The organism is Leucobacter edaphi (assembly GCF_016522535.1).
Classification (GTDB): domain Bacteria; phylum Actinomycetota; class Actinomycetes; order Actinomycetales; family Microbacteriaceae; genus Leucobacter; species Leucobacter edaphi.
On the sequence record NZ_JAEHOI010000001.1, the window covers coordinates 1 to 22,139 of the forward strand.

16 protein-coding genes are annotated in these 22,139 nt (G+C 68.6%); 6 read left to right on the forward strand and 10 right to left on the reverse strand.

The genetic code is table 11. The features are described 5' to 3' along the window. Window positions 1–269: 269 nt before the first annotated feature. Window positions 270–3,662: an HtaA domain-containing protein gene (locus JD292_RS00005; protein WP_200130696.1), complete on the forward strand. Its 3,393-nt coding sequence runs from the start codon at window positions 270–272 to the stop codon at window positions 3,660–3,662. A gap of 95 nt (window positions 3,663–3,757) precedes the next feature. After that, window positions 3,758–4,726: an HtaA domain-containing protein gene (locus tag JD292_RS00010; protein WP_200130697.1), complete on the forward strand. Its 969-nt coding sequence runs from the start codon at window positions 3,758–3,760 to the stop codon at window positions 4,724–4,726. Here JD292_RS00010 and JD292_RS00015 read toward each other — a convergent pair. Continuing rightward, window positions 4,723–5,538 (reverse strand): heme ABC transporter ATP-binding protein, encoded by an 816-nt coding sequence (locus tag JD292_RS00015; protein WP_233613103.1) that lies wholly within the window; start codon window positions 5,536–5,538, stop codon window positions 4,723–4,725. The genes JD292_RS00010 and JD292_RS00015 overlap by 4 nt on opposite strands. Continuing rightward, complete coding sequence (locus JD292_RS00020; RefSeq protein WP_200130698.1) at window positions 5,535–6,602, reverse strand: FecCD family ABC transporter permease; 1,068 nt, start codon at window positions 6,600–6,602, stop codon at window positions 5,535–5,537. The genes JD292_RS00015 and JD292_RS00020 overlap by 4 nt, the downstream gene beginning before the upstream one ends. 152 nt (window positions 6,603–6,754) lie before the next feature. Between JD292_RS00020 and JD292_RS00025 the strand changes: the two genes are divergently transcribed. The 3 genes from JD292_RS00025 (at window position 6,755) to groL (ending at window position 10,531) form a co-directional block, all read left to right on the forward strand. Continuing rightward, a complete protein-coding gene (locus JD292_RS00025) occupies window positions 6,755–7,876 on the forward strand; it encodes a heme/hemin ABC transporter substrate-binding protein (RefSeq protein ID WP_200130699.1) in 1,122 nt (373 codons plus the stop codon). 111 nt (window positions 7,877–7,987) lie between these two features. Next, a complete protein-coding gene (locus JD292_RS00030) occupies window positions 7,988–8,677 on the forward strand; it encodes a LytR C-terminal domain-containing protein (RefSeq protein ID WP_200130700.1) in 690 nt (229 codons plus the stop codon). A gap of 231 nt (window positions 8,678–8,908) precedes the next feature. Beyond that, the gene (gene groL, locus JD292_RS00035) at window positions 8,909–10,531 is read left to right on the forward strand and encodes a chaperonin GroEL (protein WP_200130701.1); all 1,623 of its coding nucleotides are present in this window, start codon (window positions 8,909–8,911) and stop codon (window positions 10,529–10,531) included. Window positions 10,532–11,052: 521 nt separating this feature from the next. Here the strand turns inward: groL and JD292_RS00040 are convergent. The 5 genes from JD292_RS00040 to JD292_RS00060 all read right to left on the reverse strand — a co-directional run bounded on the left by JD292_RS00040 (window position 11,053) and on the right by JD292_RS00060 (window position 17,474). Further along, the gene (locus JD292_RS00040) at window positions 11,053–12,786 is read right to left on the reverse strand and encodes a sensor histidine kinase (RefSeq protein WP_200130702.1); all 1,734 of its coding nucleotides are present in this window, start codon (window positions 12,784–12,786) and stop codon (window positions 11,053–11,055) included. A gap of 1 nt (window position 12,787) precedes the next feature. Further along, window positions 12,788–13,489 carry a response regulator transcription factor gene (locus JD292_RS00045; protein ID WP_200130703.1) on the reverse strand — a complete coding sequence of 234 codons (702 nt, stop codon included), beginning with the start codon at window positions 13,487–13,489 and terminating at the stop codon, window positions 12,788–12,790. A 164-nt stretch (window positions 13,490–13,653) separates the two neighbouring features. After that, a complete protein-coding gene (locus JD292_RS00050) occupies window positions 13,654–14,814 on the reverse strand; it encodes an ABC transporter substrate-binding protein (RefSeq protein WP_200130704.1) in 1,161 nt (386 codons plus the stop codon). Between the two features lie 45 nt (window positions 14,815–14,859). Further along, a complete protein-coding gene (gene speB, locus JD292_RS00055; protein WP_200130705.1) occupies window positions 14,860–15,837 on the reverse strand; it encodes an agmatinase in 978 nt (325 codons plus the stop codon). Continuing rightward, window positions 15,834–17,474, reverse strand: a complete 1,641-nt coding sequence (locus JD292_RS00060; protein ID WP_200130706.1) for a 5-guanidino-2-oxopentanoate decarboxylase — start codon at window positions 17,472–17,474, stop codon at window positions 15,834–15,836. Before JD292_RS00060 ends, speB begins: the two co-directional genes overlap by 4 nt. Before the next feature lie 215 nt (window positions 17,475–17,689). Between JD292_RS00060 and JD292_RS00065 the strand changes: the two genes are divergently transcribed. Beyond that, window positions 17,690–18,283, forward strand: a complete 594-nt coding sequence (locus JD292_RS00065; protein WP_200130707.1) for a helix-turn-helix domain-containing protein — start codon at window positions 17,690–17,692, stop codon at window positions 18,281–18,283. Here JD292_RS00065 and JD292_RS00070 read toward each other — a convergent pair whose 3' ends face one another. Genes JD292_RS00070 through JD292_RS00080 form a run of 3 tightly spaced genes read right to left on the reverse strand, consistent with a single transcriptional unit; the run spans window position 18,284 to window position 22,072 of the window. Then, window positions 18,284–19,918: a DNA repair helicase XPB gene (locus tag JD292_RS00070; RefSeq protein WP_200130708.1), complete on the reverse strand. Its 1,635-nt coding sequence runs from the start codon at window positions 19,916–19,918 to the stop codon at window positions 18,284–18,286. A gap of 28 nt (window positions 19,919–19,946) precedes the next feature. Then, window positions 19,947–21,791 (reverse strand): helicase-associated domain-containing protein, encoded by a 1,845-nt coding sequence (locus JD292_RS00075; protein ID WP_200130709.1) that lies wholly within the window; start codon window positions 21,789–21,791, stop codon window positions 19,947–19,949. Between the two features lie 14 nt (window positions 21,792–21,805). Then, window positions 21,806–22,072 (reverse strand): hypothetical protein, encoded by a 267-nt coding sequence (locus JD292_RS00080; RefSeq protein ID WP_233613104.1) that lies wholly within the window; start codon window positions 22,070–22,072, stop codon window positions 21,806–21,808. Window positions 22,073–22,139 lie beyond the last annotated feature (67 nt).

Genomic DNA, 22,139 nt, shown 5'->3' on the forward strand with positions numbered 1-22,139 from the left:
CCCAGGTGTGGGCGCCGAAGCTTGCGGTGTCGACGGTTGATGGGAAGGCGTTGGCGTCGGGTGCGACGGTGTATGAGGGCGATGAGATCGTTGTGCGGGGGTCCGGGTTTGATCCTGAGGCGCATCCGCTCCCGCAGGGTTCGCGTCCGCCGGTGACGGTGGGGGATCCGACGGGGAACTATGTCGTGTTCGGGAATTTCGCGACAGAGTGGAAGCCGTCCTCTGGTGCGCCTTCTGATTCGCGTTCGGTCGCGTCGCAGAAGTGGGCGATGACGGATAAGACGTTCGGGAACCTGGATCCGCGTTATGCCTCGTCGGTCGCGAAGGACCGTATCGTGCTGGGGGCCGATGGCTCGTTCGAGGCGCGTCTTACGGTGACGGCAGCGAAAGCGACGCCGGGCAGTTACGGGGTGTTCGCGTTCGCGGCCGGCGGCCCGAAGGATGCTTCGCAGGAGATCGAGCTCCGCCTCAACTACCAGGCCGAACGGCCCCAGGTGTGGGCGCCGAAGCTTGCGGTGTCGACGGTTGATGGGAAGGCGTTGGCGTCGGGTGCGACGGTGTATGAGGGCGATGAGATCGTTGTGCGGGGGTCCGGGTTTGATCCTGAGGCGCATCCGCTCCCGCAGGGTTCGCGTCCGCCGGTGACGGTGGGGGATCCGACGGGGAACTATGTCGTGTTCGGGAATTTCGCGACAGAGTGGAAGCCGTCCTCTGGTGCGCCTTCTGATTCGCGTTCGGTCGCGTCGCAGAAGTGGGCGATGACGGATAAGACGTTCGGGAACCTGGATCCGCGTTATGCCTCGTCGGTCGCGAAGGACCGTATCGTGCTGGGGGCCGATGGCTCGTTCGAGGCGCGTCTTACGGTGACGGCAGCGAAAGCGACGCCGGGCAGTTACGGGGTGTTCGCGTTCGCGGCCGGCGGCCCGAAGGATGCTTCGCAGGAGATCGAGCTCCGCCTCAACTACCAGGCCGAACGCGGGAGCCCCAGCGTGACGGTCGACAAGCTGAACGCCTCGACCGCGGGCATCGAGGCCACGATCTCGGGCCAGGGGCTCACCCGGGAGGCCGCACCGAACGGGGTGTACGTCGCGATCGTTGAGGCGGGCGCCGCGATCATGAACGGTCGCGAGCCCGAGGTACAGGCTGTGGCGTGGATCACCGCGGACAAGATCACCGACGGCGCATTCACCACCCAGCTCCTCGCCCCCGCTGCGAAGCTCGATCGCGAGAAGAAGTACGAGGTCCTCGTGTGGAAGGCGCACGGCCCCGCGACCGCGCAGTCCACGGTCCTTAGGAAAGAGCTCCAGCTCACGCCAGCGAATTGGGACGCCGTCTTCGGCCCGAGTACCTCGCGCGTCTACATCGACCCGAAGGTGACCAAGGCGAGCGCCTCGGGCGTGGAGATCAGCGCCGACATCGCCCGGATCAAGCTCGGTTCCGCGGACGCTGGCATCTATTACGCCCTCATCGAGAAGGGCACCGAAGACAAGATCTCTCCGCAGAACATGGGGCTCGACGCGAACCTCGTGAACAAGGGAGAGATCGTCGACGGGGCGGTCAGCGTGAAGCTGAGTGGCGCAGCGACCAAGCTCGACCGGAAGAAGAACTACGAGGTTCTCGTGTGGCGCGCCCACAACATGCCAACGGCCCAGACGATCCTCGGCCGCGCGGACGTACAGATCAGCGAGGCGCAGTGGGACCAGGTGTTCGGCCCGGAGGTGACACCCGAGGGCAAGGCTCTGGTGAACGCGGCAACTCCGGCCGGCCTCTCCATTAACGCTGAACTCAGCGGATTCCGCCCCGAAAAGTACGGTGCGGGCGTGCAGTTGGGCGTGATCGAGGCCGGCACCGCGGCGACCGTGGCCGAATCGGCGGTGCTGGGTCGCACCGCCGTCGAGAGCTTCCCCGATACCGGGTCGCTCAAGAAGTCCTTCTCGATCCCGGCGGCACAGCTCGATCGCGCGAAAAAGTACCAGGTGCTCGTGTGGAAGGCGGGCGCCAAGCCTGGCTCTGCCGCGAACATTCTCGTCCTCCCGCTCGCGATCTCAGCTTCGCACTGGGACAGCGTCTTCCCCGCGGTCGTTGAAACGACCGAGGGCAGCTTCTCCTGGGGCGTCAGGAAGGCGTTCCGGAATTACGTCACCGGACCCATTGCGAGGGGGAAGATCACCGTTCAGAAGCCAGCAACGGGAACGGATGTCTACACGTTCCCGCAGACCACTGGCGGCACCTGGAACGCGAAGACCCACACGGGCACCGTGCAGTTCGCGGGTCTCGTGAACTTCAAGGGACACCTCGGACCCGAAGGCTACGCGCTCAATCTCGATCTCGCGAACCCCGTCCTTGAGATCACGAGTGCCCGCTCCGCGCTGCTCAAGGCACCGGAGAATCAGACGAAGCGCCTCATCACGATCGCGACCCTCGACCTGACGAAGGCCAAGAAAACCGCACTGAGCGGCGGAGCCGTCCGCTTCGAGAACGCCCCGGTCAAGCTCACGCGGGCGGGCGCGGACGAGTACTTCGACGAGTACCTGACGGTGGACAGCGCAATGGACCCCGCCTCGTTCACGGTCGGTGCGGCCGCGAACGTGAAGCCGGTGACCCCGCCGATCCGGCCGGTGGTCACGCCCCCCGCGCCGAAGCCGAAGCCGAAGCCGGTCCCCGTGCGGTCGACGGGCGGCCAGCAGGCCGGCTCTCTCACCTGGGGCATTTCCTCCGGTTTCGCCTCGTACACGACCGGGCGCATCGCCAAGGGGTCGATCTCCAGCAGCGGGGTCGGAGGGGGTCCTGGCGGCTACATCTACCCGCAGTCGAGCAGTACGTGGAACGCGACGACCCAGACCGGCACCGTTCAGTACTCGGGTGTCGTCACCTTCAGCGGCCACAAGGGCCTTATGTCAGAGTCCTTCGCGAACCCCGTGATCAGGATCACGAGTTCCACCTCGGGGAGCTTGACCGCCGGCGGCCGCACATTCGGGCTGAACCTGGCCGCTGGCAGCAAGTCGACCGGCCCCAAGGGCGAGGTCACCTGGAGCGGAGTCCCCCTCTCCGGAGGAATTTCCGGCGGTGGTGCCGGGGGCGGTGGCGCCTTTGGCGCCGATCCGGTCACGTTTACCGTCGGCGCGGCAAACGGGGCCGCCTTCGGAAGCTCGTCCGTCGGCGCCGAGGACACGAAACGGACCCCCGCGAAGACCCCTCCGGCCACGACGGGGATCCGCGTGATCACTTCCGCGGAGAAGATCGTCGCCGGTGGCGAGATCGAGTTCGAGGCGTCCAGATTCGAGGCGAATGAGCGCGACGTGCTCGTCGTCCTGTACTCGGAACCGATCGTGCTCGACGAGGCGGCGGGGGCCGACGCGAACGGCGTGGTCCGATGGATCGGCACGCTCCCGAAGGATCTCCCCAAGGGGACCCACACGATCACCCTCCAGGGCAGCACCAACGCCGGCGCGATCATCGAGGTCGTCGACGCGAAAAAGGCCAAGGACACGCGAGCGATCGAAGCTGCGACGGTCGACCCGCTGACGCCGGCGCAGGCCGCGATCCGCGAGGCCGAAGCGCAGGTCCCGATCTGGCTCTACTGGGCCGGGGCGATCGGACTGCTCGCGATCGCCGCCACCATGAGCGGGCTCGTGATTGCTCAGCGGCGTCGCGCGGAGTAGCTGCCGCGAGGCGGAGGCCCGCCGGGGGAGGCTGAGCGCCGCGCCCCGGCGGAACACCGTACAGTGATGAGGTCGGAACCGAGGAAGGAACCCCAATGCGTAACCGAACGGTGACAGGGAATCGGCTGCGTGCCGCCGCAACCGGGATCGGCGCGCTCGCGCTGCTCGGTGGCCTGCTCGCGGCCCCGGCAGCGGCAACTGCCGCGCCGGCCAGCGCCACCCCGACGCGCGCCGTCACGGCCGAGGCGACCGGGGAGTGCACCGCGGAGGCGGGAACGCTCACCTGGGGGGTCAAGGAGAGCTTCCGCTCCTACATCAGCGGCAGCATCGCGAACGGGAAGTGGACGGTCTCGGACGACATGAAGTACGAGACGCCCAACTTCATCTGGAACAAGATCGCAGGCGGCTTCGACCCCCGGCTCGAGTCCGGACGCCTGAGCTTCACGGGCGCGGTCGACTTCACCGGCCACGATGGCGCGATGAAGCTCGATATCGCCAATCCCGCGATCGAGTTCGCGGGAGACGACACCGCGTATCTGCTGCTCACGATCGGGTCTACCGACAAGGCGAACACGGGCGGTGCAGCCGCCGCGAAGGAGGTGCGCGCAGCGAAGATCGAACTCGCCGGAACCGTCACCGCCGGCGAGGGCGCGCTCTCGGTCGCGAAGGCGCCGGCCCGGCTCACCTCCGATGGGGCCGCCGCCTTCAACGGCGAGTACGGGAGCTACGCCGCTGGTGACGAACTCGATCCGATCACCCTCGCCGTGACGGCCGGCGGCTGCACGATCGGGGCGCAGGAGGCCTCACCGAGCGCCCCGCCCGCCACTGAGGGGAATGGCTCATCCGAGGGAGCGCTGGCGGACACGGCGAAGCAGCAGACGCAGCCATTCCCGTGGGTGCCCGTCGTCGTCGGCGGCGTCGCGCTCCTCGTGATCGGGGTCACGGCCGGGATGCTTATCGCGGGACGAAAGCGTCCGTCCGCGGAAACGCACCCGGTTTCCGATGACGGAACGTCCTCTGATCAGCAGGAACGACCGGAACACCCCGGCGGCCCCCTCGCTTAGTCGCGCTTCGGCATGACGATCCCGCGCCCGGTCACCGGGTGCGGGATCACCTCGACCGGCGTCCGATACACCTCGCTGACGGTCTCCGCGGTCAGCACCATCTCGGGGGAGTCGCAGGCGACGATCCGACCCTCCCGCAGCAGCGCGATCCGATCAGCGTAGGCGCTCGCGAGGTTGAGATCGTGGAGCACGATGAGGACCGCGTCTCCTGCGCGGGCACGATCGCGTGCCAGTCCGAGGACTGCCTCCTGGTGGCCGAGATCCAGGGCAGCGGTCGGTTCATCGAGCATGAGCACTCCGGTCCGCCCGGCCATGACGCGCGCGAACGCGGTGCGGGCCCGCTCCCCGCCCGAGAGCGAGGGCACGCGACGGTTCCCGAGATGCGAGATGTCCGCCGTGGAGATCGCCTCGGAGATTGCGGCGTTGTCCTCATCCTCGCGTTCGGTGCGGCGCCACGGCGCCCGCCCCATCTCGACGACCTGGTGCACCGTGAAGGGGAAGAGGAGGGCGTTGTCCTGCAGGAGAACGCTCCGCCGGCGCGACAGGTCGATGAGCGACCACTCGTGGATCTCCCGATCCCCGAAGCGGACGGTCCCCTCGTCGGGGCGCACATCGCCGGAGAGCACGCTCAGGAGCGTCGACTTGCCTGCGCCGTTCGGACCGAGCAGCGCCAGAACCTCACCGGCCTTGAGCTCGAGCGACACCGAGTCGAGCAGCTTTCGCCCGCCACGGCGCAGGACCACGGAGCTCGAGGAGCACACCGCGGTGCCGGTTGTCGGGCGCTCGGGCAGCCCGATATGCCGCGCGCTCATCCCCAGCCTCCGCTCCGCTTGCGCGTTCGTCGCAGCAGCCAGAAGAAGAACGGCCCGCCGACGAGGGCCGTGAGCATGCCGATCGGCATGTCGGCCATCGGCACGAGCGAGCGGGCCGCGAGATCGGCGAGGGTCAGGAGCAGCGCGCCGCCCAGGGCGGAGGCCGTGACCAGGGGGAGATGCGCTGGCCCCAGGATCATGCGCATGAGGTGCGGGATCACGAGGCCGACGAAGGAGATGATTCCCGCGAAGGCGACGGCGACGCCGGTGAGGAGGGCGACGACGAAGATCATCGCGATGCGCAGCGCCTCCACGTTCACCCCGAGGTGCCGAGCGTTGCGCTCTCCCAGGGCGAGGAGATCGAGCTTGCGCGCCGCGAAATAGGCCGCGAGCAGGCCGGCTGCCACGACCGGGGCGATGATCAGGACCTGGCTCCACCGGCTGCCCGCCAGGCTGCCCAGCTGCCAGAAGACGATCTGCTCCCGGGACTGGGTGTCGCCGAGGAAGGTGAGCAGGGCGATTCCCGCGCCGGCGATCGCATTGACCGCGATGCCGGTGAGGACGAGGGTGACCACCTCGGTGCGGCCGTCGGCGCGGCTCATGAGATAGACGAGGAGCGTCGCGCCGAGGCCCGCGATGAACGCGAACACGGCGGTCGTCCACTCTCCGAAGAAGGTGAGCCCGAAGACGATGGAGAGGCCGGCGCCCACGGCCGCGCCGGAGGAAATGCCGATGACGCCGGGTTCCGCGAGCGGGTTGCCGAATATCGCCTGCATGAGGAGACCCGCGACCGCGAGCGCGGCGCCGATCAGCACCGCCATCGCGACCCGGGGGAAGCGGATGGCCCAGAGCGTCTGGTCACCCGCGGGGTGTTCCGGCAGTGGCAGCCAGTCGATCCCGATGCGGTGCAGGAGCGATCCGAGCACCTCCTGCGGCGGGATCGCGAGCTGGCCGGTGCCTGCGGACACGAGGATCGAAAGGGCGAGCGCGATGCCGAGCGAGACGAAGAGCACCGTCTTCGCCGCGGTGCGACGGGAGACTGTGGTCTGAATGGGGGATGTCATGCGAGGCGTCGACCGCTTTCTCAGGTGACCGGGAAGCGGAGCGCGAAAGAATACAGATCGCCCCGCGATGCGTTGTGGACACAGGTCCAGCGAATATCCTACCGTCGCTGAGCTATGCTTATCCGGGTAAACATCTGATGAAAGAGGTCGGAATGCGGAAGCCGCGGACGCGGAGCCTGCTCGTGCTCGGACTGGTCGCGCTCCTCGGGCTCGGACTCAGTGCGTGTCAGACGGGGGAGGGCGGATCCGGGGTCGCGGGCAGCGAGCAGAAAGTCTCGCTGCCGCCGCTGACGGACCTCACCCCGGTCGCGGATCCGCGCGGCTACGAGGGGCCGAGCACCGCGGTCATCGGCGGGCCGAGCATTCCGCCACTCGATCCGGCACCGAAACCGAAGGTGCCCGTGACCGTGACTTCCCACGACAAGTCCGGCGACCGCGAGATCGAGGTGAAGGACGTCTCGCGCGTGGTGCCCCTGTCGCTCAGTGGTTCGGTCGGCGAGCTCGTCCACGCGTTCGGCATGGACAAGAACATCGTCGGCCGCGACGTCTCGACGAACTTCCCCGGCGCGGAGAAGATCCCGGTCGTCACGAAGGACGGCCACTCCATCGACGCCGAGGGCGTGCTCTCGCTCAATCCCACGCTCATCATCACGGACGGCAGCATCGGCCCCGTCGACGTCGTCCTGCAGCTGCGGGACGCCGGGATCCCCGTCGTCACAGTGGATCGCGCGATCGACCCCGAATCGAGCTACCGGGTCGCCCAGCAGGTCGCCGACGCCCTCGGCGTCGGCCCTGCGGCTGAGGATCTGATTGCGACGCTCAAGCACGCGATCACCGAGAAGGAGCAGGAAGTAAAGTCCCTGCTCCCGAAGGAGGAGGCCAAGCGACCGCGGGTCGCCTTCCTCTACGTGCGTGGCACCGCGGGCATCTTTTACCTGTTCGGTGAGGGAAGCGGCGTTGACAGCCTGATTCGGTCCGTCGGCGCCGTCGACGTGGCGGAGGAAGCCGGCTGGGTGGGGGAGAAGCCACTCACCGAGGAAGCGCTGGTCTCAATGGATCCCGATGTGATCCTCGTCATGACCCACGGGCTCGAGAGCGCAGGCGGAGTGGACGGGCTGCTCGCGGCCCAGCCGAGCATCGCGCTCACCCAGGCGGGGAAGCATCGCCGCATCGTGGACGTGGACGACACCCTGCTGTTCGCGGGGGGAACCCGGATCCCGGATGTCATCGACGGCCTCGCGCGGGCGCTCTACGCGCCCGACTCCCTCGCGTAGCCGACGGCCGTCGCTGTTCACCGACTGTCGAGGCAGCGCAGGGTACGCTGTTCCAGAGCGGAGCCGCGGGCTCCGTGGCGAGTCTCGCGCGCACTGCGCGACAAACCTGGCATGACCGAGGGGACCAGAGTGGCGGCAAGCGGCGGAGACGCGAACGGGCGTCGCTCGGGCAAACAGACGTACCCCGAGGATCGCTTCGATCGGGTCGAGCGCACCCACCGGGTGGGCGCGCACCGCGTCACCGCGCGTCCGCGATACGGCTGGCAGTTCGTGATCGCCGGCCTGATCGGCTTCGCGATCCTCACGGGCATCGGGATCGGCCTGTTCTCCCTGTTCGATTCCCAGGGCAGACTGCCCGCCTCCGTCACGGGCGAGGCGACGCCGAAGGCCTCGAAGTCGACGACGCCCCCGAAGATCGATCCCAAGGCGACGATCGCGATCCTCAACGGCACGTCCACCCAGAACCTTGCCGCGGGCGTCGACCAGACGATCGCCAAGGAGAAGTGGGGATCGATCGTCTTCGCGGGAAGCGCTGCGTCGACTGACGTGAAGATCTCCGCCGTCTTCTACCGCGACGACAAGGATCAGCCCGCTGCGGCCGGCCTCGCCGCGAAGCTCGGCGGCCTCTCGACCTACAAGACCGAGGACTACGCGGACTATCAGGCGACGCTCATCGTGCTCCTCGGCTCGGACTACGCCGGTCCGGGGATCGACGCCGCGAAGAAGATCACGGCGAGCGGCGAACAGAGCGGTCCGGCGTCCGGGACCGGAACCCCGACGGCCGATCCGAACTCCCCGTAGCGCGCGGCGAGCGCACCGCGATGCCCGCCGCAGCTGCGCCCCGCGGGCAAATCGCCGCTGTCTGGTTACCGACTGTTCGCTGTGCGCGAGCGAGATCGCTTGCACTCGAAAGGTGTGAGTGCCAAGATTGGTGTTAGCAGTCGATTCGACTGAGTGCTAAACAGCTGTGAGCCACGGCGGCGCATTCGATGTCGCCTGGATCACTCCGAAACGTCCGGGAGGGGCGAATACATGGCAAAGATCATTGCGTTCGACGAGGAAGCACGTCGTGGACTCGAGCGGGGTCTCAACACCCTCGCAGACGCCGTCAAGGTGACGCTCGGCCCGCGCGGCCGCAACGTTGTCCTGGAGAAGAAGTGGGGCGCTCCCACCATCACCAACGACGGCGTTTCGATCGCCAAGGAGATCGAGCTCGACGAGCCGTACGAGAAGATCGGCGCTGAGCTCGTCAAGGAGGTCGCCAAGAAGACCGACGACGTCGCGGGTGACGGCACCACCACCGCGACCGTTCTCGCACAGGCGCTCGTGCGCGAGGGCCTCCGCAACGTCGCCGCCGGCAGCGACCCGATCGCCATCAAGAAGGGCATCGAGAAGGCCGTCGCCGCCGTCTCCGCCAAGCTCCTCGAGAACGCCAAGGAGATCGAGACCACGGACGAGATCGCCGCAACGGCTTCCATCTCGGCCGCTGACGAGCAGATCGGCAAGCTGATCGCCGAGGCGATCGACAAGGTCGGCAAGGAGGGCGTCGTCACCGTCGAGGAGTCGAACACCTTCGGCACCGAGCTCGAGCTCACCGAGGGCATGCGCTTCGACAAGGGCTACCTCTCCGCATACTTCGTCACCGACGCGGACCGTCAGGAGGTCGTCTTCGACGATCCCTACATCCTCATCGTCAACAGCAAGGTCTCCAACATCAAGGACCTGCTCCCCGTTGTCGACCCGGTGATCCAGTCGGGCAAGCAGCTCCTCATCATCGCCGAGGACGTCGAGGGCGAAGCCCTCGCGACCCTGGTGCTCAACAAGATCCGCGGCATCTTCAAGTCGGCTGCCGTCAAGGCTCCGGGCTTCGGCGATCGCCGCAAGGCCATGCTGCAGGACATCGCGATCCTCACGGGCGGCCAGGTCATCTCCGAGGAGGTCGGCCTCAAGCTCGAGAACGCAACGCTCGACATGCTCGGCACCGCGCGCAAGGTCATCATCACCAAGGATGAGACCACCATCATCCAGGGCGGCGGCGAAGAAGAGGCGATCCAGGGCCGCGTTGCCCAGATCCGCCGCGAGATCGAGAACACCGACAGCGACTACGACCGCGAGAAGCTCCAGGAGCGCCTCGCGAAGCTCGCCGGTGGCGTCGCCGTCATCAAGGCGGGCGCCGCGACCGAGGTCGAGCTCAAGGAGCGCAAGCACCGCATCGAGGACGCCGTTCGCAACGCGAAGGCGGCCGTCGAGGAGGGCGTCCTCCCCGGTGGTGGCGTCGCGCTGATCCAGGCAGGCAAGGACGTGTTCGCCGGCCTCGAGCTCTCGGGTGACGAGGCAGTGGGTGCGAGGATCGTGCAGGCCGCCATCGAGGCGCCCCTCCGCCAGATCGCGCTCAACGCCGGCCTCGAGCCGGGCGTCGTCGCAGATCGCGTCGCGGGCCTCCCGATCGGTCACGGCCTCAACGCCGCGACCGGCGAGTACGGTGACCTCGTCGCGCAGGGCATCCTCGACCCCGCCAAGGTGACCCGCTCGGCGCTGCAGAACGCGGCATCGATCGCTGGCCTCTTCCTCACCACCGAGGCCGTCGTCGCCGACAAGCCCGAGCCGGCTTCCGCCGCTCCGGCCGGTGACCCGACCGGTGGCATGGACTTCTAAGTCCCGCAACCACGAGAACGGGGTCGCGCCTTCGGGCGCGGCCCCGTTCCGCGTTTCCGAGCGCTGCACGCGGAGACCCGAGCCCCTGCTCGCCCTCTCGACGCGCGTACGAAGTCTTGGCGCGAAAGCGGGGCCTGAGGGACCTCAGCGAGCGCCGGGGCGCCCGGGCGTGCGCATCGCGCGGGCGAGCGGTTGCGTCTCCGAGCGCAGCGAACCGCCCCGCGCCGCGTGTGCGTGCGCCGGGAGCGTGCGCAGGGTGTGTGCGCGTGCGCAGCGGAGCGTACGCAGCGGAGCGCGAGCCGGGAAGTGCGTGCAGGGACCGTGCGCAGCGGGAGTGCGCGCCGTGGGTGCAGGCCGGGGTGCACGCTGGGAATGCGCAGCGTGAGTGCGAAGCGTGAGTGCGCGCCGGGGCGCGGAGGTTCTGCGGCGCAGCGCAGGAAGCCCGCACCCCTGTGGGGGCGCGGGCTTCCTGCTTCGCAGCGGCGGTGGCGCGCACGCGCGCCGGGTGTTTCCTCGGGCCCCTACTTCCGCGGCGCAGCCGGGAGGTCGACCTGGAAGGTCGCGCCGCCACCGGGAGTTTCGATCACCTTGACGGTGCCCCCGTGCGCGTCGACGATCGACTGCACGATCGCCAGGCCGAGGCCCGAGCCACCGGTTTCCCGGTTGCGCGAGGTGTCAGCGCGCCAGAAACGACCGAAGATCTTCTCTCGGAGCTGCGGCGGGATGCCTTCGCCGTGGTCGACGATCTCGAAGCGAGCGAATGGCGTGCCCGGGGCGAGTCGCACCGCGGGCATGGGGCGAGTGAAGGTGTTCTCCTCGGGCCGCGCCGGAGTGCTTTCTGGTGCGGCGAAGTCGTAGCTGTCGACCCCCTGCGCGGGCGTGGCGGGCGCATCGGGCGTCGCAGCCGCGTCGGCCGCAGCGGACTGCTCCGCCGATCGTTCCGCGCCATCTGCCGGAGCGTTTGCCTGGTCGGGGGCGGGATTCGCGTTCGCGACGTCCGTGGTTTCCGAGGCGTGCACCTCGGCGTTCGCGGCTCTGCCGGCATCGCGCGGGACGCCCTCTGGGTGCCCCGTGATGACGATCTCGATGGGGCTGCCCTCGGGGGTGTGCCGCATGGCGTTGCCGAGCAGGTTGGTCATCAGCTGTTTGACCTTGTGCCCGTCGCCGAGCACGGCCGGAGCGGCAGGATCCTCGATGACGGTGATCGTGCGGTCGGGTGCCTGGGCGGTCGCGTCGAGCGCCGCGTCCTGAGCGAGCGTGTTGAGCGGCACAGCGGTGAGCTCGAGGGCGCGGCGCTCATCGAGCCGCGCGAGCGCGAGGAGATCCTCGACGAGGGAGGTCATGCGGATCGCCTCCTTTTCGATGCGCTCCATGGCCTGGCCGACCTGCTCGTCCTCCCTGAGCGCGCCCATCCGGTAGAGCTCGGCGTAGCCGCGCACGGAGACGAGGGGGGTGCGAAGCTCGTGGCTCGCGTCGCCGATGAAGCGGCGCATCCGCTCGATCGTTCTCGCGCGATCCTCCAGGGAGCCGTCGAGGCGGTCGAGCATGATGTTGAGCGATTCCCCGAGGTGCCCGACCTCAGTGTGCGGGCTGCGCACGATGATGCGCTTCGAGTAGTCGCCGCGGGCGATCTCGAGGGCGGTCTTCTCGACCTCGGCGAGCGGGAGGAATGTTGCTGTGACCAGGAGCCGCGTCAGGGCGGCCCCGAGCAGGATCACGGCGATGCCGAAGCCCGTGAAGATGATGACGTAGCGCGCGACGACCTGGTTCACGGCCGACGTTGACGAGGAGATGAGGAGTGATCCGCTCGGCTGCCCGTCGATGAGAATGGTCGTCATCACGGCGCGCCACTCGACGCCGTCGGAGCCGCGGAGGCTGAACACCTGATCGCGGACCGAATTATCGTCGAGCCCGAGTTTCGGGACCTTCGGCTTTGCGAGCGTTTCGCGGCCCTGCGTGTTGTCGTAGCGGAGGTTGCCTTCTGCATCGAGCATGGCAACGTAATACTGCGGCCCCGCGTAGAGCACGTCGTTGCGAGACAGGCCACCGCTGCCCGCTCCCGCCGCGAGGGCCGGGGTGGGGTCAGAACGGAGTTGCCTGAGTTCGCCGTCGAGGTTCCCGACCAGCATGGGACGCAGCACGGACAGCGTGCCGACGCCCGCGACGACCAGGCCGAGGAACAGAATGAAGACTGTAACTCCGGTGATCTTGGTGCGCAGCGAGACGTCGGCCCAGCTGTCGGAGAACCGACTCAAGCTACTTCGTTTCGGTCTTGAGCATGTATCCGAACCCGCGCTTGGTCTGGATCAGCGACTCCTCGGTGAGGGGGTCGAGCTTACGGCGCAGGTACGAGATGTAGGACTCGACGATGCCGGCGTCGCCGTTGAAGTCGTACTCCCACACGTGGTCGAGGATCTGGGCCTTCGACAGCACGCGGTTGGCGTTCTGCATGAGGTAGCGCAGCAGCTTGAACTCGGTGGGGGAGAGCTCCACGGAGGTGCCCTCCACGGTGACCTCGTGGGTGTCCTGATCCATCGTGATGGGGCCGACGGAGATGACCGAGTCCTCGTCTTCCTGGATGGTGCGGCGGAGGACTGCCTTGATCCTGGCGATGATCTCGTCGAGGCTGAACGGCTTCGTGACGTAGTCGTCGCCGCCAACGGTCAGGCCCTCGACCTTGTCCTCCGTGTCATCCTTCGCGGTGAGGAAGATGATGGGTGCCGTGTAACCGGCTGTGCGGAGGCGCTTGGTGACGCTGAAGCCGTTCATGTCGGGCAGCATGACGTCGAGGACGATCAGATCGGGTTCCTCCTCGAGGACGGCCGAGATGGTCTGCGCGCCGTTCGAAACGGCGCGCACGCCGAAGCCCGCGAAGCGGAGGCTCGTGCTGAGCAGCTCGCGGATGCTGGGCTCGTCATCGACGATGAGAATCCGGGGTCCCTTGTGCTGTGTAGTCATGCCATCAGTCTCTGATTATTTGCTATGAACCTGCTGGAAGTGAGTGAACTCCGAGGGAGCGCCTGATCCTCACGCCAGCGGGCCCGCCATCTTCCGGAAGTCCCGGAGATGACGGGCCCGCAGGCGTGACGCGAGGAGCGATCACGCGAGGCAGCGGATCGGGATCAGGCCCCGGTCACCCAGGTCGCCCAGGCGGCGGCCATCGCGTCGTAGTTCTTCACCCAGAAGTCGATGTCGGGTACGCGCCCGGTCTCGAACCGGGAGCTCGCGAGCCACTCCGAGAGGGTGTCGTCGACCTGCGGCTTCGCGTCGACGTTCACGGGTGACATCGAGTTGAGCTCGGTCATCTTCGCCTGCTGATCGGCGCCGAGGAAGTAGTTGATCGCGGCCTCGGATGCGCCCTTGTCCTTCGCGCCCTTCGGAATCGCGGTCGAGTCGATCGCCACGAGCCACTCGTCCCACACCGGGGCGATGGGCGCGCCAGCATCGGCGGCTCCGTAGCCGCGACCGGACCAGACGAAGCCCATGACGGCCTCGCCCGATTCGAGCTGCTGCTGCGCCTGCGCTCCCGTGGTCCAGACGATGCCGTCCTTGCCGAGGCTCTTGTACTTCTTGATGGCCTGATCGATGTGCTCCGGCTTCAGGTTGTCGAGGTCGACCCCGTCGGCCATCAGGGGGAACTCCATGTTCTGCGGGTCCACGTAGGTGGTCGCTGGAACGGTCCGCTTCCCCGGGAACTTCTTCGTGTCGAAGAAGTCGGCGGCGCTCTTCGGCGGGTTGTCCCCGAACTTGTCCTTGTTGTACGCGATCACGAAGCCGTACATCACGTTCGGGATCATGCACTCGTCGGTGAGGGTGCCCTCTGGCAGCTTGGACGTGTCGATCTTGGAGCGGTCGATCTTCTCGTAGAGCGTGCCGCAGCCGCGGGCCGAGTCGACCTGCGAGGTGTCGACGATATCCCAGGTCACGTTCTTGCTGTCGACCATGGCCTTGAGCTTGCCCGCGTCGAACGCGTCCATCTGCATCGTGGCGCCGGACTCCTTCGCCATGGGCTGCCAGATCGCCTTGTCCTGACCCTCTTGGAAGATGCCGCCGGGGCCGGCGTAGGTCAGGGTCGTCCCCTCGAGGATCCCCTCCTTGATCTTCCCGGCTGCCGGGGTGCCGTAGTCGCGTTCCTGCTCGGCGGGGGCTGCGGATCCGCTCGAGCATGCGGCGAGGAGGAGCGTCGCCGCGCCCAAGAGGGCGACGGCGGCGGCTCCACGGCCGCGGGCCCGGGGGCGACGGCCGGATCCGGATCCTGATCCATTGCGGGAGAGTTTCGTCATTGATTCTTCCGTTTCGTTGTGCGGGGGACCGCGGGTGGTCGGAGGCTACTGCCCCCAGAGTGAGAGGAACTCGTAGGCGACGTGGGCCGCTGCGAGCGAGGTGATGTCCGCGTGGTCGTAGGCTGGGGCGACCTCGACAACGTCTGCCCCGACAATGTTGAGGCCGGACAGGCCGCGGATCAGGAACATCAGTTCCCGGCTCGAGATGCCGCCCGGCTCTGGGGTGCCGGTTCCGGGCGCGAACGCGGGATCGAGCACGTCGATGTCGACCGAGACGTAGACGGGTCGGTCGCCAAGGCGCGCGCGGGTGAGATCGAGAATGCCCTGCAGGCCGGTCGTGGAGAACTCGCTCGAGTGCACGGTGCGGAAGCCGAGCGCGCGGTCTTCGGACAGGTCGTGCGGGCCGTAGAGCGGGCCGCGGATCCCGATGTGGAGACACCCCTCTGGGTCGAGCAGCCCCTCCTCCGCAAGCCGGCGGAACGGGGCTCCGTGATGCATCTCGGCGCCGAAGTAGGTGCCGAAGGTGTCGATGTGCGCGTCGAAGTGGAGCACGGAGATCGGGCCGTGCTCGGCCGCGAGCGTCTTGATCGACGGGTAGGCGATCGTGTGATCGCCTCCGAGGACCACGAGCTTGCCCGCCCGATCGCGCGCCTCGGTGAGACCGGCGAGCATCGCTTCGACCGCGCGGTCGACGCCGAAGGGCGTTACCGCGAGGTTGCCGACATCCGCGACCTGGTGCTTCGCGAAGGGGAAGGAGTCGAGCTCGACGTGGTACGGGCGGATCAGGCGGCTCGCGTCGCGGATCTGATCGGGGCCGAAGCGGGCGCCGGGCCGGAAGGTGACGCCCGAGTCGAACGGGATGCCGATCACGCCTGCCCGAGCCTCGCCGACGTCGGTGAGGCGGGGGAGGCCGGCAAAGGTGGACGGGCCGGCGAAGCGCGGCACCTCCGAGAAATCGACCTGACCGGTGATCGGGCGGCCGTCCTGGGAGAAGCTGCGGGTGTACGGGATCTCGAGGCTCATGCTGCTGCTCCGGGGTTGAGGGTGTCGGCTTCGACGCGCTGGTCGGCGGGGGCCTGGGTGATGATGACGTCGAGACCCGCGAGCCCGCTCGCCTCGCGAAGCGCGTCGGCGAGCTCGTCGGGGGTGGTTGGGCGCTGCACGCGCGCGCCGAATCCCGCGGCGATCGCCCCGAGGTCGTGGGCCGTGGTGCGGACGCCCGCGGGATCGATGTCGGTGCGCTCGAACGACACCTCGATCTCGCGGTAGCCGCCGTTGTCCCAGATCACGAACGTGATGTTTGCGCCGAGATCGTAGGCGGTCGCGAGCTCGGTGAGCGTGAAGAGGGAGCTGCCGTCGCCCGCGAGCGCCACGATCGGCGTCTCGGGCGCGGCGATGGCAGCGCCGATCGCCATGGGGAGCGCTGGTCCGAGGGTGCCGTAGCCGTAGGGCGCGATCCAGCGCCCGGGCTCGTCGAGTTCGAGGTAGTGGTGGGACTGGTAGGCGACCTGGGCGGAGTCCGCGGTGAGGATCGCGTCGCCGGGGAGGGCGCGCGCGATCGCGTCGATCCACGGCGTGTGCGGGTCCGCGGCGCGCTCGGCTGCGAGGCCCTCCCTGGCCGCCGCGGCGCGGGACAGGCCCGCGGCCGTCGCTTCGGCGTCGGCCTGCGGAAGGCGGTCGAGGGCGCGGGTGAGGAAACCGGCGACGCGGGCGCGCACGGTCGGCCGGGTCTGATCCGGGTGGGTGACGGCCGGGTCGATGTCGACGCGCACGATGTCCGCGATCCGCGGCTCGGCTGAGCCGGTGAAGAGCACGTCGAAGTCGCTGAGCTCGGTGCCGAGGCCGATCAGGAGATCGGCGTCCTCGACGAGTTCCTGGGTGCGGGGGAACGGCAGGCTGATTCCCACGTTGAGCGGGGCGTCCGCTGGAATGATCCCCTTCGCGTTGCCGGTCAGGATCACGGGAGCGGCGATCCGCTCGGCGAGCGCGGCGACGAGGGCGCCGTCGTGGCGGGTGCCGCCTCCCGCGAAGATCACGGGGCGCTCGGCCCGCGCAATCGCGGCGATCGCCTCGTCGAGCTGGGCCTCGCTCGCGTCGGCGAGTACGGGGCCGGTCGTCACAGGGAGCGGCTCGGCGGGGCGGTGCAGTTCGCCGACCTCCTCCTCGAGCAGGTCGCGGGGAATGCCGATGTAGACGGGGCGGGGGCGCTCGGTCTGCCATCGCGTGAACGCCTCGTCGATCAGCACGGGGATCCGGGCCGGATCCGTGACCGTCTCGCTGATCAGGCAGAACGGGGCGAGCACGGGCGCGAGGTCGGGGGTGTCGTGCAGGGTGCCGCGGTGCGCGCCGAGTTCGGGCCGCGTGACGGTCGAGCCGATCACGAGCATCGGGATCGAGTCGTGCCAGGCCTGCGCGATCGGGGTCAGCGCGTTGAGCACTCCGGGGCCGGTGATGAGATAGCAGACACCGGGCTTCCCGGTCACGCGCGTGTAGGCGTCGGCCATGTAGCCGGCGCCCTGCTCATGCCGGGGGATCGTGACGTTGAGGCCGCTGTCGCCGATCTCGCGGAACAGCTCGAGCGTGTGCACGCCCGGAATGCCGAAGATCTGCTCCACGCCGTATTCGGTGAGGAGCGAGCTGATCGCCTGGCCGAGTCTCATCGTCGAGTCCCCCATCCGGTCCGCGTCGTCGCGGACCAAAAGTTTGTTATTACTGCACAAAGTATCGCGGTGTAATACTCTTTCGGGAAATCGTAAGGAATTCGGAGCGGTTCGTCAACGTCCGAGATATGACAAGATCAGTGAGGTTCCCGGCGGCGAGAGCCGCGGCGGATCCCCGCGCCGGCGAGCCGGCGGAGCATGCATCGGAGGAGCGCGTGACCGAACGAAGAACCCAGGCCAGGCAGGCGCACGCCGGCGCGACCGAGCAGCTCACCCAGATCGGTTTCCGCCTGCGGGTCGCCCGCGAGGAGCGCGGGATGACGATCTCGAGCGTCGCGGAGTTCACGGGCCTCACGAAGGGCTTCATCTCGCAGGTCGAGCGCGGGCTCGCCTCGGCATCGATCACCTCGCTCGCCGCGATCTGCGACGCCCTCACGCTCCCGATGGGGCGGCTGTTCGACCCGCCCCGGGTGTACGTGAGCCGCGGCGCAGAGCGGCAACCGGCGAAACTCATGGGGGAGGGGGTGCGCGACTCGGTGCTCACCCCGCCGGGGCAGAGCGACATGCAGGTGATCGAGACGACGATCGAGCCGGGCGGCGGGTTCGAGGACGAGCCCTACCGGCTGCCCGTCGACCGGGAGTTCCTCGTCGTGCTGGAGGGCACGCTGCAGCTCGAGCTCGAGGCGGAGAGCTACCTGCTGGAGGCGGGCGATTCGATGAGCTTCGCGGGCAGGCACGCCCACATCTGGCGGAACCCCTCGGCTAGCGAACCCGCGCGGGTGATGTGGGTCCTGTCGTCGAACCCCTGATCAGATCTCGTGTGAGTCGAGAATCGCGTAGGAGTATCCCTGCTCGGCGAGGAAGCGCTGGCGGTTCTGCGCAAAGTCCTGGTCCACGGTGTCGCGCGCGATGAGCGTGTAGAACGACGCCGTCTGCCCGTTCGACTTCGGCCGCAGTAGCCGGCCGAGTCGCTGCGCCTCCTCCTGGCGCGATCCGAAGGATCCGGAGATCTGGATCGCGACCGAGGCGTCGGGCAGATCGACCGAGAAGTTCGCGACCTTCGAGACAACGAGGATCCGTTCGGCCCCCTCGCGGAACGCGGCGAACAACTCCTCGCGCTCGTCGACGGGAGTCTGGCCCGTGATGAGCGGTGCGCCGAGCGCCTCGGCCATGGACTCGAGCTGGTCGATGTACTGACCGATCACGAGCACGCTCTCGTCGGGATGCTTCGCGATGATCCGCTTCGCGATCTGCTCTTTCATCGCGGAGGAGGACGCGATCCTGTAGCGATCCTGGTCTTCGGCAACCGCGTAGTCCATGCGCTCGGACTCGGAAAGATCGATCCGCACCTCGAAGCAGGCGGCCGGGGCGATGAAGCCCTGCGTTTCGAGGTCCTTCCACGCCGCGTCGTAGCGCTTCGGCCCGATCAGGCTGAACACGTCGCCCTCGCGGCCGTCCTCGCGCACGAGCGTCGCCGTGAGCCCGAGACGGCGGCGGGCCTGCAGATCCGCGGTGAGCTTGAAAACGGGGGCCGGGAGCAGGTGCACCTCGTCGTAGACGATGACGCCCCAGTCCTCGGCGTCGAGGAGGGAGAGGTGCGAGTACACGCCCTTCCGTCGGCTCGTGAGGATCTGGTAGGTCGCAATGGTGACGGGCTTGATCTCCTTGACCTGGCCGGAGTACTCGCCGATCTCGTCCTCGGTGAGGTTCGTGCGGCGCAGGAGCTCGTCGCGCCACTGCCGCGCCGAAACCGCGTTCGTGACGAGGATCAGGGTTTTCGCTCCGACGGCTGCCATCGAAGCGGCGCCGACGATCGTCTTGCCCGCTCCGCAGGGGAGCACCACGACGCCCGAGCCGCCCTGTTCGAAGGCCTGCACCGCTCGCGCCTGGTAGTCGCGGAGTGCCCAACCGTCCTCGACCAGCTCGATGTCGTACGGGTCGCCCGGCGTGTATCCCGCGAGATCCTCAGCCGGCCAGCCGCGCGCCACGAGCTGCTGCTTGAGCTCGCCCCGTGCCCAGGCCTCGACCGGGAACGTCTGCTCGTCGATCCGGTTTCCGAGCAGGGGCGCGATCTTCTTCGCGCTCGACACCTCGCGGAGCACGGCAGCGTCCTCGGACCGCAGCACGAGCGCGCCCTCGTCGTCACGCTCGATCGTGAGGCGCCCGTAGCGCCGCATCATGTCCTCGATCTCGCTCGCGACACCCGTCGGGACCGGGAACTTCGCGTACGTGTTGAGCGTCGCGAGAATCTCCTCGGCGGTATGGCCAGCCGCGCGGGCGTTCCACAGGCCGAGCCGTGTGACCCGGTAGGTGTGAATGTGCTCGGGGGCGCGCTCGAGCTCGGCGAAGACGGCGAGCGCGTGGCGCGCCTCCTCCGCGTCAGGGTGCGCGACCTCGAGGAGGACGGTGTGATCGCTCTGCACGATGAGGGGGCCGAGAGTCATAACCACCCATTCTACCCGCGACGGGCGGTCAGACCGGCTCGACGGCTGTGATCAGGTTCACCGGCAGCGTGCGCTCCACGCCGGCGGTCTGATCGGAGGCGCGGAGCCGGCCGCCGCTCAGCGAGACCGGCAGGAGGGTGAAGCTGCGCGACTGGCCCGCCGCCTCCGCCGTCACGCGGACCGCGCGGCGCTCACGGATCGCGAGCTCGATCCTGCGGGTGAAGTCGCCGGTTCCCGGTTCAGACCTCGCGGCCTCGAAGACCCGCTCGACGAGCTCGGCAAGCGCCGACTCGTCCTCCGCGCGGCGGACCGCGGCCGGGCTGGGATCCTGCGCGTCCGCTCCGGGATCTCCGCCGCGCGATCCGGGGATATCGAGCCTGATCCCCGGCGCAGAAGCGAGATAGCGAGCGTCGGACAGGGCCGCGATCACGTGGTCCGGGCGCAGCCGGGAGAACAGCACGGACGCGTCGCGGTCTCCGCGGCGCAACTGGAGATGCTGGAGCGCGCGATCAACGAGCAGGGTTTCGGCGAGCTCGGGCCGGGACACCGAGATGCGGCTGCGGCCGTCGTCGCCGTCGTGCTCGGAGACGACGATGCTGCCCACCCGCTCCGCGAGCGAGGTGACGAGGTAGGTGAGCGGCTGTGGCACCCCCGTGAGGGAGAGGCTCGCGAACAGCTGCAGCACCTCTTCGCCGGTGCGTCCGGCCTCGAGTGCCTCGGTGACCGCGGCCTCCGTGACGCGCCTCGTTGACGCGATGCCGATGTGCTCGGGACGGGACAGCGCAGACAGCGCCTCCTCGTCCGCGGGCGCGAGCGGGCCAGGCACGATCACGCTGAGGTCCGGCTGCAGGTAGATGCCCTGGGCGCGGGCGGGGATCGCCGCCTCCGCGGCGCGCGCCGCCTCGTCGCGGTGCCCCTCGAGCAGCAGGCGACCGGGCTCGGACAGCCTGCCGCGCAGGGTGAGGCCGAGCGCTTCGGCGAGCTCAACGGAGTTCGCCGCGGCCGTGAGGTCCGCTTCCGGGAGGAGTGGATACGCCGTCGGCAGCTCGCTGAGCGCCCCGCCGAGATCGCCGTCGTGCGTTTCGAGCACCGCGCGGAGCGGCCCGGACAGCGTGCCGAGTGCGCCCTGCGCGAGCGCGATCCAGCGTTCCGCAATGTCGGCCTCGAGCCAGTCGGCGGACTCGGCCGTGGTCAGGAGGAGCGGTTCGCTCGCGGCCGGTGTCGTGAGCCCGGCGAGCCCGAGCGCGGCAAACGCCCGCTGCACCGAATCGACCGGGATCCCGATCCGCTCCGACACCCACTTCGCGGCCGAGTACGACACAACACCCGTGCGGTTCAGCCGAAGCGGCCGATCGCGCAGCTGGCGCAGGCACTCCGCGCAGCGGCCGACAGCGGTGAGCGCGGTATCGATCCACGCGGCTGCACCGATCTCCGGCTCGGAGAGGCTGTTCGTCGCCGCGGGAAGATCGTCGCCAGCGGAGGCTTCCGCGGCCTCGAGCGCGGGATCCCCGTCCTCGTCGAGCGGTGAACGCTGGGCGATCGCCTCGAACGCCTGAGCAATCGCGGCCGAAACCTCGGGGAGCGGCGCTGCGGCCCCGGCGTCCTCGCCCACGAGGCCCAGCGATAGGAGTCCCGCGATCGTGTCCCGATCCGGTTCCCTGCCGGCATCGAGCTCGTCGAGCGCTCCGAGCTGCACGATGGACAGCAGGGAGACCGCGCGGGAGATGGAATCCGGTCGAAGAAGCTCGCTCGCCAGCCCGATCGGGTCGAGTACCGCTGCCGGGGCGTGCGGCCTGCGCGCGTGCACGAGACGCGACAGCTCGTCGCGATCCATCCGCGCAAGGGCGGATGCGAGTGCGAGCGTGCCGCTCATGTCAGCCCGAAGCCTCAGTCGCCGGCGTTCCGCCGGAACTCCGCGCGCCGCCGCACCTGGCTGATGATCAGCAACAGGATCAGCAGGACGAACCCGATCGGTAGCCCGATCAGGGAAATCCCGTATACGAACGGCCACAGGCCCTCGGCCATGGCCTCCCGGTCATTCAGTCCCACGATCAGGGTCGCGAAGAACGACAGCAGGGCCACCACAATGATGGACAGCGACGCATACGCGAGGATGCGCTCGATGAGCGAGGGGGAGCTGGTTTCTGACGACATCCGTCCCATTTTACCGCGGATCCGCCGCCAATGCCTCTGCGCGGTCTCACCGCCCCAGACGATAGAC

Coding starts and splice junctions, on each gene's coding strand:
- JD292_RS00005 (WP_200130696.1), top strand. CDS start 270: ATGACGGATAAGACGTTCGGGAACCTGGATCCGCGTTATGCCTCGTCG.
- JD292_RS00010 (WP_200130697.1), top strand. CDS start 3,758: ATGCGTAACCGAACGGTGACAGGGAATCGGCTGCGTGCCGCCGCAACC.
- JD292_RS00015 (WP_233613103.1), bottom strand. CDS start 5,538: ATGAGCGCGCGGCATATCGGGCTGCCCGAGCGCCCGACAACCGGCACC.
- JD292_RS00020 (WP_200130698.1), bottom strand. CDS start 6,602: ATGACATCCCCCATTCAGACCACAGTCTCCCGTCGCACCGCGGCGAAG.
- JD292_RS00025 (WP_200130699.1), top strand. CDS start 6,755: ATGCGGAAGCCGCGGACGCGGAGCCTGCTCGTGCTCGGACTGGTCGCG.
- JD292_RS00030 (WP_200130700.1), top strand. CDS start 7,988: ATGACCGAGGGGACCAGAGTGGCGGCAAGCGGCGGAGACGCGAACGGG.
- groL (WP_200130701.1), top strand. CDS start 8,909: ATGGCAAAGATCATTGCGTTCGACGAGGAAGCACGTCGTGGACTCGAG.
- JD292_RS00045 (WP_200130703.1), bottom strand. CDS start 13,489: ATGACTACACAGCACAAGGGACCCCGGATTCTCATCGTCGATGACGAG.
- JD292_RS00050 (WP_200130704.1), bottom strand. CDS start 14,814: ATGACGAAACTCTCCCGCAATGGATCAGGATCCGGATCCGGCCGTCGC.
- speB (WP_200130705.1), bottom strand. CDS start 15,837: ATGAGCCTCGAGATCCCGTACACCCGCAGCTTCTCCCAGGACGGCCGC.
- JD292_RS00060 (WP_200130706.1), bottom strand. CDS start 17,474: ATGAGACTCGGCCAGGCGATCAGCTCGCTCCTCACCGAATACGGCGTG.
- JD292_RS00070 (WP_200130708.1), bottom strand. CDS start 19,918: ATGACTCTCGGCCCCCTCATCGTGCAGAGCGATCACACCGTCCTCCTC.
- JD292_RS00075 (WP_200130709.1), bottom strand. CDS start 21,791: ATGAGCGGCACGCTCGCACTCGCATCCGCCCTTGCGCGGATGGATCGC.
- JD292_RS00080 (WP_233613104.1), bottom strand. CDS start 22,072: ATGTCGTCAGAAACCAGCTCCCCCTCGCTCATCGAGCGCATCCTCGCG.